We start from the raw sequence: 12228 nt of genomic DNA, 5'->3' as shown, positions 1-12228 counted from the left end.
CCCCCAAACCCTGAGCCCGCGCCGACCACCCCGGCACCGGTCCTCCCGGCAGCCACACTGCCAGTGCCCGCGATCGGAACACCGCCACTGCCGGACCCCGTTCGCGGAGCCGCGCCCATCGCGTTGTACCGCCCCGAGGTTGCCAACTATTCAGTGGCAGCGCCAAGCGCTGCGGTCCTGGCGCTGAGTTCACTGGGCACCTTTCATGAGCGCCAGGGTGATCAGGCGCTACTGACTGAATACGGCATGGCGCCTGCCGGATGGGCACGTGTGTTTGGCAGCGACCTCAGGCAACGCTGGTCTGGAGACGTGAGCCCAGGCCTGGACGCTTCATTCAAGGGCTACCAGATCGGCCATGATCTGTATGCCTGGCACTTGGAAAACGGGCGGAGCCAGCGCGTCGGGCTGTTCGTCGCGCATAACCGTCTGGATGGCAAGGTGCAGGGTTTTGCTGAGGGTTTCAGAAACTACGAAACAGGGCACCTGAAACTGAGCGGGGAAAGTCTGGGGGCCTACTGGACGCTGACGACGCCCGGTGGCGGGTACGTTGACGCCGTAGCGATGGGCACTCGCCTGGGCGGCCGCAGCCGCTCTGTCAGGGGCACAGGTGTCGACATTGAAGGCCATGTGATGAGCCTGTCTGCAGAGGCCGGGTATCCGCTGCCACTCTCACAGCGCTGGGTTGCAGAGCCTCAGCTACAGATCATCTACCAACGCATAGACCTTCAGGACCAGCATGACGGCATTGCCCATCTCGGATTCGACAGTCAGTCTTACACCACAGGGCGCATCGGCATGCGTTTCAAGGGGCGCTATCAATTCAGTAGCGTACCGATAGAGCCTTATCTGCGAGCCAACCTCTGGCACACCAAAGACGGCCATGACACGCTGACATTCGATCATGCAGAGCAGATAAGAACCGAGCATCGATCAACGACGGGCAGTATCGGCGCCGGGATGATAGCGACATTGAGCAGCAAGGCCAGTCTGCACTGGAGCGCTGATTACCTTGGTGATCTGGGCGAACAAGGAACGGAGGGAGTAAACACCAGCCTGGGTTTCAGGCTGGTGTGGTAATGCGACCGTCAGCGCGGGGATGCGCCCTGGTCAGTCTTTCTTCGGTTTGAGGATAAGCACGGCAAGCGGCGGCAGGTTCAGTTTCAGTGAAGCCTCCATCCCATGTGCTGGCTCGTCTTCGGTGTTCACTTCCCCACCATTGCCCATGTTGGAACCTGCGTAGGTTTGCGCGTCGCTATTCAGCAACTCAGTCCATGCCCCTGATACGGGCGCGCCTACACGGTAATCCAGGCGCGGCACTGGCGTCATGTTGGCCACCACCAGCAGCGGCTCGCCATCATTGCTCCAGCGCAGGTAGGCAAACACGCTGTTGGCCTGGTCGTCGCCGATCAGCCACTGGAAGCCGGCTGGATCGGCATCGCGCTGGTGCAGCGCCTTTTCCTGGCGATAGAGGCGATTCAGATCGCCGACCAGATTCTTTACGCCAACGTGGTCGGCGTATTGCATCAAGTACCAGTCCAGTTGCTCGTCATGATTCCACTCGCGCCATTGGCCGAACTCACAGCCCATGAACAGCAGTTTCTTGCCAGGGTGCGTCCACATGAATGAAAGGTAGGCGCGCAGGTTGGCGAATTTCTGCCAGCGGTCGCCAGGCATTTTGTCGATCAGCGAATGCTTGCCGTGTACCACTTCGTCATGGGAAATAGGCAGTACGAAGCGCTCTGACCACGCGTACACCAGGCTGAAGCTCAGCTTGCCATGGTGGTGCCCGCGATTGATCGGGTCCTCTTCCATATACTGCAGCGAATCATGCATCCAGCCCATGTTCCACTTGTAGTTGAAGCCCAGCCCACCCTGCTGGGTCGGCTCGCTGACACCCGGCCACGCGGTCGACTCTTCCGCAATCACCATGGTCCCTGGGGCTTCCAGCGCAACTACGTCGTTCAAATGACGCAGAAAGTCGATTGCCTCGAGGTTTTCGCGTCCGCCAAAGCGATTCGGCACCCATTCGCCCGCTTTACGCGAATAGTCGCGGTACAGCATTGACGCCACCGCATCCACGCGCAGACCGTCGATGTGGTAATGCTTGAGCCAGTGCAACGCCGAAGCCAGCATGAAGCCATGAACTTCGGTGCGCCCCAGGTTGTAGATCAGCGTGTCCCAGTCCTGATGGAAGCCTTCCTTGGGATCGGCGTACTCATACAGCGCGGTGCCGTCGAACTGCGCCAGCCCGTGGGTATCGGTCGGGAAATGCGCAGGCACCCAGTCAAGAATCACGCCGATTTCAGCCCGATGGCAGGCGTCGACGAACGCAGCGAAATCTTCTGGCGAACCGTAACGGGCGGTCGGTGCAAACTGGGCCAGTAACTGATAGCCCCATGAGCCCCCGAACGGGTGCTCCATGATCGGCATCAGCTCGATGTGGGTGAAGCCCAGTTCCTTGACGTAGGGAATCAGTCGGTCAGCCAGCTCGCGCCAGTTGTACTGTCGCCATTGACCGTCCTCGTGCTGCTCCATCTGCCACGAACCTGCGTGCAGTTCGTAGATCGACAGCGGTGCGGCAACGTCGTGACGCCCTGTTCGTGATTGCAGCCACTCCTGGTCGTTCCACTCGAACTTCAGCGGCGCAGAGATTTTTGACGCCGTATCGGGCGGCAGCGTGGTGGCCAGTGCCATCGGGTCGCTTTTAAGCGGCAGAATCCCGTGGGCACCGAGTATCTCGTACTTGTAGACCTCACCAGGCTGCAGACGCGGGACGAAAATCTCCCATACGCCGGTCGGGTGACGCAGGCGCATCGGGTGACGACGACCATCCCAGCTGTTGAAACTGCCGACCACCGACACTCGGCGGGCATTCGGCGCCCAGACCGCAAAACGAACCCCGTCCACGCCATTGACGTTGGTCACTTGCGCGCCAAGGCAACTGCTCAGGTCGCGGTGGTTACCTTCGGCGAATAGATAAAGGTCCATCTCGCCCAACAGCGGGCCAAAACTGTAAGGGTCCTCGGTGATTTGTTCACCGCCAGCCCATTGGACCTTCAGAAGGTAAGGCTGGGGTTGCTCGAGATGACCGACGAAAAACCCCGGCACCTCGCTCATTTCCATCTCGCCCAGCTCGCGGCCATCATCCTTGGCCAGCAGACGCACGCTCAACGCTGCGGGCAGATAGGCACGAACGTATTGCCCGCTGCCGCCATCACCGTGCGGCCCCAGGATCGAGAAAGGATCACGGTGTTCAGCGCGGATCAGCGCATCGAGGTCCACAGCAGCGGGAATCGCGCGGCGGCCTGTGCCGGTTTTGTGAGGCGCATTCATATTGGCTCTCCATCAGACGGTTGCAGCAACCCACGCAAGCCTTGCAAGGGTACGGCCAACCAGGCTGGACGATTCTCGGCTTCGTAGATCACTTCATAAGCAGCTTTTTCAAGGGTGAACAATTCCAGTGCGGCGTCCTCCCCTTTTGCATCTTTCCAGGCATGGGCCATTCCGGTTGTTGCCGAACGGTAGCCTTCGATAAAGGCTTCCCGCGCCTGCGCCAGGTAGGTCTCGGCGACACGTTTGCGAGCACCGGCGGCCTCAGGCGAGGTGTCGACGCTTTGCGCGCTGCGTACCGCCATGGCGGCAGCGTAGTCAAACGAACGCAAAACACCGCTGACATCCTTGAACGGGCTGTGCTTGGCACGGCGTTCTTCAAGTGCGCGGGCCGGTTCCCCCTCGAAATCGATCAGATAGGCATCGCCCTTGACCACCAGCACTTGGCCGAGGTGCAAGTCACCATGCACACGAATGCGCAGGCCACCTGCCGAGCGCTTGGCCAGACCTTCGACGCGCTGACGAATCTGCTTGCGCCGGGCGAGCAAATCGCTGACCAGTTGCTGATCGTCCTGCTCCAGATCGCCCTTGCGCTGCTCAAGCAGTTGCAAGGCGCGCTCAAGCTGAGCATTGACGCTGGTTCCGGAGGCCTTGCTGTCCTGACTGCTGGTGACTTCAACAGCAAAGTCTGCGTTGTCGGTAGGCGACGCCAGAATCTGGTGCATCTCACCGAGACGCTGGCCAAGGCTGCGCGAAAAGTCCGCAAGTTCCAGCAACGCATTGTAATGCTGTTCCTGACCGGACACGCCATGCGCCAACTCATCGCGTACTGCGCGTTCCAGATTGTTCTGCGTCCACTCCCAAGCGTCACCCTGATTGCTCAGGTAGCCTTGGGCAATCATCAGCAGATTAGGTTTTCCGTCTTTGCCGACACGCACCAGCGAACCCAGCAACGGCGAGATATTCTTGAAGCCGGCATTGGTCAGGAAAGCACCCATTTCCAGCTCCGGGTGCGTCCCGGCACTGACTTTACGAATCAGTTTGAGCACCAGGCTGCCACCGACGACCACCGAGCTGTTCGACTGCTCGGCAGACAGGTAACGCACTTCCGACTCTGCGGTAAGGCCGAGCGGTGCCAGCTGCGAACTCTGCTCGAAACGCAACTCGCCGTCGGCACAGGGGATGACCGTATCCGATTGCATGCCCTGAATCACTGCACGAATGAAGGTTTCCAGAGTAAACGCATCGGTGATCAGCCCGACATCACGATTACGCCGCACTCTGGCAAGTGCCAGTTGCTGTGGCAATGCACTGCTGATGTCGTCTTCGGCGAGCAAGCCGAATGGCAGCTGATAGCGATCGGTCTGGCCATCTGCAGTCACTTCTATCTCGCTGAGCAACACCGGGTGCGCCTCATCGCCGAAACGCACTGCATACGCGATGTTGACCTGCTCTATGTCCTTGCCCTTGCCTGCGAACCAGCGGCGTTTTGGCAAATAAACAGCCAGTGAGGTTTTTTCCATGGTGCTGCGCAGCGGCTCTTCGAGCAACTCCTCAAGGCGCTTCTTGAGCACCAGGGTCGGGAAGTCCGGCATGCTCTGCGCGGGTTCAACGTGCCAACTGGGCATTTGATTCTCCGAAGCCAGTAAAAACCAGTAAAAACCATACGGCGGGAGCGTCAGCAAATAGCTTAACTGCCCGATAGGCGGAAATGCGCTGCCACCGAGCATTTCCACCGGCACTGTGCCTGCGTAAGCCGACAGCTCAAGCTCTGCAGCCTGAGCGGCGCTGGAAACGTTGGCAACACACAACACCACTTCACTGTGACCATCAGGTGCCGTGTACTCGCGGGTGTACGCAAGAATGCGGCGGTTCGACGGCGAGAGCATTTTCAGCGTGCCACGCCCGAATGCCTTCTGCTGTTTGCGCACCGCCAGCATGCGTCGATTCCAGTTCAGCAGCGAGTGCGGATCACGCTCCTGAATTTCGACGTTGACCGACTGGAAGCCGTACATCGGGTCCATGATCGGCGGCAATACCAGGCTGGCCGGGTCGGCACGCGAAAAGCCGCCGTTGCGGTCGATCGACCACTGCATCGGCGTACGCACACCATCCCGGTCACCCAGATAAATGTTATCGCCCATGCCGATCTCATCGCCGTAATACAACGTCGGCGTGCCGGGCATAGACAACAGCATACTGTTCAACAGTTCGACCCGGCGGCGATCCCGATCAACCAGTGGTGCCAGGCGTCGACGGATACCCAGGTTGATCCGCGCGCGGCGGTCAGCGGCATAGTAATTCCAGAGGTAATCACGCTCACGATCCGTCACCATTTCCAGGGTCAGTTCGTCGTGGTTACGGAGGAAAATCGCCCATTGGCAATTCTCCGGAATTTCCGGTGTCTGGCGCAGAATATCGGTGATCGGAAAACGGTCTTCCTGCGCCAGCGCCATGTACATGCGCGGCATCAGCGGAAAGTGAAACGCCATGTGACATTCGTCGCCATCCGGCCCCTTGCTGTCGCCGAAATACAGCTGGGTGTCTTCCGGCCACTGATTGGCCTCGGCCAGCAGCATGCGGTCCGGGTAGTTCGCATCGATCTCGGCGCGAATACGCTTGAGCACCTGATGGGTTTCCGGAAGGTTCTCGTTATTGGTGCCGTCGCGTTCGATCAGGTACGGGATAGCGTCCAGACGCAAGCCGTCGATGCCCAGATCAAGCCAGAAGCGCATGACTTCAAGCACTGCATCCAGTACCTGCGGGTTATCAAAGTTCAAATCCGGCTGGTGGGAGTAAAAGCGGTGCCAGAAGTATTGACCGGCGACCGGGTCCCAAGTCCAGTTGGACGTTTCTGTGTCGAGAAAAATGATCCGCGTGCCGTCGTATTTCTGGTCGGTATCCGACCAGACATAGAAATCCCGTGCCTTGGAGCCGGGCTTGGCATGACGCGCTTTCTGAAACCACGGGTGCTGGTCGGACGTATGGTTGATAACCAGCTCACTGATCACCCGCAGGCCACGCTTGTGCGCCTGAGCGATGAAGCGCTTGGCATCGGCCATGGTGCCGTAATCGCTGTGCACATCGCGGTATTCGGAAATGTCGTAACCATCGTCCCGGCGCGGCGACGGGTAGAACGGCAACAACCAGATGGTGTTGACCCCCAGCGCGGCAATGTAGTCGAGCTTTTCTATCAAGCCCGCGAAATCGCCGATCCCGTCGTTGTTGGAATCGAAGAACGATTTCACATGAACCTGATAAATCACCGCATCCTTGTACCAGAGCGGGTCTTTGATGAATGTCGCGTCACCGGGCTTCTTGGCCATTACTGACTCCTTGGGAGTGTTATTGCGCAGCCTGGATACGCCAGATTCCAAACGGTTGTGATGGATCAAGACGCGTGTGCTGATACTTGCCGTACCAGGTCCAGCGGTGTCCGGTCATCAGGTCTTCACCCGACGTCGCCGCATCATCCGGCAGGCCCATTTCCCACAGTGGCAGCTCGAAATCTGCTTCCTGTGCGTTGAAGGGGTCAAGGTTGACGGCAATCAGAATGAAGTTGCTGCCATCCGCCGAACGCTTGCCGAAGTACAGAATGTTGTCATTCCAGGCGTTATACAGCTTCAACCCCAAGTGGGTTTGCAGCGCGGGGTTCTGCCTGCGAATGCGATTGAGCTGGGCGATCTCGGCAATGATGTTGCCTGGCGCTGCATAGTCCCGAACGCGAATCTCGTACTTTTCCGAGTCCAGATACTCTTCCTTGCCGGGAATCGGTGCCGCTTCACACAACTCAAACCCCGAATACATGCCCCACAGCCCGGAGCCCATGGTGGCCAGCGCTGCACGGATCAGAAATCCAGGACGGCCGGACTCATGCAGGAAGCGCGGGTTGATATCAGGCGTATTGACGAAAAAGTTCGGGCGATAGCAATCACGCCAAGGCACTTCGTTGAGCTGGGTGAAGTACTCGGACAGCTCTGCCTTGGTGTTGCGCCAGGTGAAATACGTGTAACTCTGGCTGTAACCGACCTTGCCCAGTCGCGCCATCATGGCAGGCTTGGTGAATGCTTCGGCAAGGAACATGACCTCAGGATGCTGATTGCGCACCTCGCCGATCATCCACTGCCAGAACGGTAGCGGTTTGGTGTGCGGGTTATCGACGCGGAAAATCTTCACGCCTTCATTGACCCAGCCCAGAACGATGTCACGCAATTCCAGCCACAGACCGGGAATGGCATCAGGCGCGTAGAAATCGACGTTGACGATGTCCTGATACTTCTTCGGCGGGTTTTCCGCATAACGGATCGTGCCGTCCGGACGCCATGAGAACCAGCCCGGATGCTGCTTGAGCCACGGATGGTCCTGCGAACATTGAATGGCGAAATCCAATGCGATTTCCAGCCCGTGATCGGCCGCAGCCTTCACCAGGTTACGGAAGTCTTCACGGCTGCCCAACTGCGGATGGATGGCTTCATGGCCGCCATCTTCGCTGCCGATTGCGTACGGGCTGCCCGGATCATCCGGCCCTGCGGTCAGAGAGTTGTTCGGCCCCTTGCGATGGGCACGGCCGATAGGATGAATAGGCGGGAAGTACAACACGTCGAAACCCATGTCGCGGATGATCGGCAGACGCGAGTGGACATCGTTGAAGGTACCGTGGCGCGCCGGGTCGTCAGTGATCGAGCGAGGAAACAGCTCGTACCAGCTGGCAAACTGCGCCAGCTCACGCTCCACATCCAGCGGAAATTCAACGCTACGGCTCAAGAAGGCCTGATTATCGGCCAGCTTCATCAGGTTTGCGGTTTCGCTGTGCAACAGCAACGCGACCTTCTCGTCTTTATCGCCCTGCTCCAGCTGGCCTAGCAGGCCTTCAATCTGCTGGCGCTGCTCGTGCTGGCTGCGTTCAGCGGCATGCACCAGATGAATGCGCCCTTCTTCCAGTTCCAGGTCGACAGGCACGCCAGCGCCGAACTTCTTGTCCAGTTCATAACGATAGCTGCCGAACTGATCGATCCAGGCTTCAAGGCGAAACACATAGCGGCTGACCGAAGTCGGGGTGAACTCACCGACCCAGCTGTCATTGCCCAGTTCGTGCATTGGCGCGCTGTGCCAAGTGTCTTCATCGGCAGCACGCCAGCGGATATTGACCGCCATCTTGTCGTGCCCGTCGGCGTAGACCTTGCTGGTAACGGTGACCGGTTGCCCGATGATCGCCTTGGCCGCAAACAGGCCACCGTCGATCACTGGCAACGTGTCTTCGATCACGATGCGGGGCAATTGCAGCGCCTGGGTCAGTGACAAGGGTTGGGTTGGGTGCGGTACATCAGTGGCCAGGGAATCCGGACCGTATGGCTGTTCACTCATCGAGCATCACTCCTCACGCCCCAGGGACGCTCCTGTGCATTCCATGCAATGGAAAAATTGACGGTATGGCAGCGGAAAATCGCAACATGCAGAAGACTCGTCGAATTCAGCTGCCTAGGTTCCGAGCGGTCAACGAAGGTAAAGTTCAAAGGTTTTGAGGTTGTCAGGCGGGCGCATTGAACATGAGCCAAACGCAGGGCAGAAGAATCGGGCAAGGGTTATCCAGTTCAAATCAATTGAATCATCAATCAGGCCGGGGGGTCGTAAAAAGGGTCAACAAGGAGGCTGCAACCATGACTCTACCCAATCCAGTAGAAGTACCTGATCCAAACATCGACGACCCTGTTCTGCCCGAGCCCGTACCCGAACAGGAGCCACCGCCCTCAACGCCGCCACCCAATCAAACGCCGATAGTCGATCCGCCCGCCAATGCGCCACCTGTAACGGTGTGACGAATCAGTAAGCGGTGTCTGAAGGCGGTTGCCGGATCATGCACGCCTTCAGCGCCCGCCCGCCAGATCGATGAACGTTCCAGTGGCATACGACGCGTTGTCCGACAGCAACCAGAGAATGGCCTCGGCCACTTCCTCCGCCGTACCGCCACGGCCCATTGGCAGTGCGCCCTCGAGTTTGCTGACGCGGAACGGATCGCCGCTCAGGGCGTGAAAGTCGGTGAAGATGAACCCTGGCCGCACCGCGTTGACGCGAATATTCTCCCCGGCCACTTCCCTGGAAAGACCGATGGTGAACGTGTCCAGCGCGCCTTTCGAAGCTGCGTAGTCCACATATTCGCCTGCCGAGCCCAGACGGGCCGCGAGCGAGGATACGTTGACGATGCTGCCACCGTGCCCGCCGTGACTCGGCAGCATGCGTAACAAGGCATGTTTGCTGCACAGCATCGGCCCGACGACGTTGGTCATCATCATTTTGAGCATGCGGAATTCGGACATGTCTTCGACTCTTGAAGCCTGAGCGAGCGTGCCTGCATTGTTGACCAGATGAGTAACGCGACCGAGTTCCGAATCGACTCTGGCGAACAGGCGCATGATCTCGTCTTCGTTGCTGACGTCGGCCTGCAAGGTGATCGCCTGAGCACCCAGAGCTCTGACCTGCACTGCCGTCTTTTCGGCTGCGGCATGATCAGACAGATAATTGATACAGATCCGATAGCCCTGTACAGCGGCCAGACGCGCAGTGGCTGCGCCGATTCCGCGCGAGCCACCGGTAATAACGAGGACTTTTTCCATGATTTTTCTCAGAAGCCAGCATCAAGGCGCAGCTAACACCCGCAGGTTAGCCAAACGGTTCTGATCGTGCCAGCCTTTGCCGTCCAGCGCCATCCATGCGCTTCAGAAAGCCGGTTGCCCAACATCGGGCACGTCAACTGCCGCTTTCGCTTCGGCGGCGCGGATTTCGTCGAGAAATTGCTCAGCCGGCAAAGGATAACCGAGCAGAAAACCTTGCAGGGAGTGGCATCCCAAGTGAGTCAGGAAGCGCTTCTGAACCGTGGTTTCCACGCCTTCGGCGACAATCCGCAGGTTCAACGCCTGCCCCACCGCAACGATGGCCGACACGATGGCGGCATCGTCGGTGTCATGCTCAAGGTCACGCACGAAACCTCGATCAATCTTGATTTCATTGGCGGGCAGGCGCTTCAGGTACATCAGGCTGGAGTAACCGGTGCCAAAATCGTCAATCGATAGATCCACACCCATTTCCGACAGCCTCTGCAACACCGCCAGGCTGGCATCGGCATCATGCATGGCCGTAGTCTCGGTGATTTCCAGGGTAAGGCAATTAGCCGGGAGCTGATGCCTGGCCAGCGTATCCGCCACCGCAGTGACCAGCCCCGCATGGCAGAACTGCAGCGCTGACAGGTTTACCGCAATGCGCCAGTGCGCGTAGCCCTGGGTGTACCACTCACGCATCTGTCGGCAAGCCTCGTCCAGTACCCACTCGCCGATCTGAATGATCAGGCCGGTTTTCTCTGCCATGGCGATGAACTGGTCGGGGCCCATTACGCCTTGTTCCGGATGGTTCCAGCGCAATAGCGCTTCTGCGCCAAGGGGCAGTCCGGTCAAGGCGTCGAACTTGGGCTGGTAATAGATACAGAACTGCCTGTGTTTGATCGCCTTGCGCAAGTCCTGAGACATCTGCAACTGATTGCGTGCGTTGCTGTTCATCGATGCATCGAAAAAGCTGTAGCCGTTCTTGCCGGCCGCTTTGGTGTGATACATGGCGGCATCGGCGTTGATCAGAAGTTCGTGCTGGGTATTGCCATTGCCGGGGTACATGCAGATGCCGATACTCAGCGAAATCTGCAATTGATGCTCGCCGATGGTAAACGGATTGCCTATTTCATTGACCTGGCGTGTTGCGACAGCCAACGCATCCTGCGGGTCATGCAGCTCGACCAGCAGCACGAACTCATCACCACCGATCCTTGCCAGCGTGTCGTGCCGGTGCAGGTTTTGACGAAGACGCAGAGCGACCTGCCGCAACAGCAAGTCCCCGGTATGGTGGCCGAACGCATCATTCACCGGTTTGAAACCATCAAGGTCCATGAACATCAACGCAAAGCAACCGCCTCTCTCGCTGACTTTCTTCATCGCCTGCTCGATGCGATCCGTCAACAACACACGGTTCGGCAGCCCGGTGAGGTTGTCATGCAGAGCCAGGTGGGTAAGCTCCTGATTGGCTTCAGTCAGGGAATTGGCCAGGACAGCGGTACGTGTCTCGAGGTGGGAGTCGAGAATACAACTGAACAGCGCGATACCCAGTATCGAAAGACTGGCGACCAGAACAATTCGGTCCAGTCCATTGCTGCTCAACCCCTCGGGCAACGCACCACAAAAGCTGCCATCGGCAAAGGTGGCCGCCGCCATCCCGGTGTAATGCATACCGATAATGGCCGTACCCAGCAGAATTGCCGCTACTGCGCGCATCAGGTATACCCTGGGCCGTTGCTGGCGAAGACGAAACGCTATCCATAACGCCGCCGCAGAGGCAGCAATGCTGATAGCCAGGGAAAGCGCGAACAACCAGGGCGTGTATTCGATGCCGGGTTGCATGCGCATTGCCGCCATGCCGGTGTAATGCATGGCGCTGATGCCAAGCCCCAGCAACAATCCACCCAGGCCAATCTGTGCGGCGGATAACAGCGGCCGGGCGGCCAGCCACAGCGCGAAACCGGAAGACAGTATTGCGATCAGCAAGGACAACAGCGCCAGCGGCACATCATAGCCAACGTCGATAGGCAGGACGAATGCCAGCATACCGATGAAGTGCGTCGACCAACTGCCAACGCCCATTGCGAATGCGCCGCCCGCAATCCATACATAAACGGCGCGGCCCCTGGCCGAAATAATACGGCCAACCAGATCGAGAGCAGTGTACGCAGCAACAATTGCGACGAGAACGGAGACCACGACGAGCGACGGGGTATAGCTGCCAATCAACATAAACGCACCTGGAGCCCAATGAGCGCGTCCATGCCGATACTGCGGGGGATGATTGTACGCAATCGCTGCCAAA

At 58.7% G+C, this 12228-nt stretch carries 7 protein-coding genes; 2 read left to right on the top strand and 5 right to left on the bottom strand.

What is annotated here, in order from left to right:
* Positions 1-1077: autotransporter outer membrane beta-barrel domain-containing protein (locus RYB09_RS26645; RefSeq protein WP_316890949.1), on the top strand; the 1077-nt coding region annotated here is incomplete at its 5' end.
* Between the two features lie 30 nt (positions 1078-1107).
* Here RYB09_RS26645 and glgB read toward each other — a convergent pair.
* From glgB to RYB09_RS26630, 3 genes are read right to left on the bottom strand one after another with little or no spacing between them, the layout of a single operon-like run.
* A complete protein-coding gene (glgB, locus tag RYB09_RS26640; protein ID WP_316890947.1) occupies positions 1108-3333 on the bottom strand; it encodes a 1,4-alpha-glucan branching protein GlgB in 2226 nt (741 codons plus the stop codon).
* Positions 3330-6656: a maltose alpha-D-glucosyltransferase gene (treS, locus tag RYB09_RS26635; protein ID WP_122281574.1), complete on the bottom strand. Its 3327-nt coding sequence runs from the start codon at positions 6654-6656 to the stop codon at positions 3330-3332. The genes glgB and treS overlap by 4 nt, the downstream gene beginning before the upstream one ends.
* 19 nt (positions 6657-6675) lie before the next feature.
* Positions 6676-8694 carry an alpha-1,4-glucan--maltose-1-phosphate maltosyltransferase gene (locus RYB09_RS26630; protein ID WP_005743617.1) on the bottom strand — a complete coding sequence of 673 codons (2019 nt, stop codon included), beginning with the start codon at positions 8692-8694 and terminating at the stop codon, positions 6676-6678.
* Positions 8695-8987: 293 nt separating this feature from the next.
* Between RYB09_RS26630 and RYB09_RS26625 the strand changes: the two genes are divergently transcribed.
* Positions 8988-9146, top strand: coding sequence for a hypothetical protein (locus tag RYB09_RS26625; RefSeq protein WP_080396312.1), 159 nt, complete (start codon positions 8988-8990; stop codon positions 9144-9146).
* A gap of 48 nt (positions 9147-9194) precedes the next feature.
* Here the strand turns inward: RYB09_RS26625 and RYB09_RS26620 are convergent, their stop codons facing one another.
* A complete protein-coding gene (locus RYB09_RS26620; RefSeq protein WP_057401370.1) occupies positions 9195-9941 on the bottom strand; it encodes an SDR family oxidoreductase in 747 nt (248 codons plus the stop codon).
* A 102-nt stretch (positions 9942-10043) separates the two neighbouring features.
* Positions 10044-12155: a putative bifunctional diguanylate cyclase/phosphodiesterase gene (locus RYB09_RS26615; RefSeq protein WP_122259854.1), complete on the bottom strand. Its 2112-nt coding sequence runs from the start codon at positions 12153-12155 to the stop codon at positions 10044-10046.
* Between the last annotated feature and the right edge of the window lie 73 nt (positions 12156-12228).

Source organism: Pseudomonas syringae group sp. J254-4, from assembly GCF_032586855.1.
GTDB lineage: Bacteria > Pseudomonadota > Gammaproteobacteria > Pseudomonadales > Pseudomonadaceae > Aquipseudomonas > Aquipseudomonas amygdali.
The sequence above is the reverse complement of the archived record's forward strand: the minus strand, read 5'-3'. Positions and strand labels throughout refer to the sequence as shown.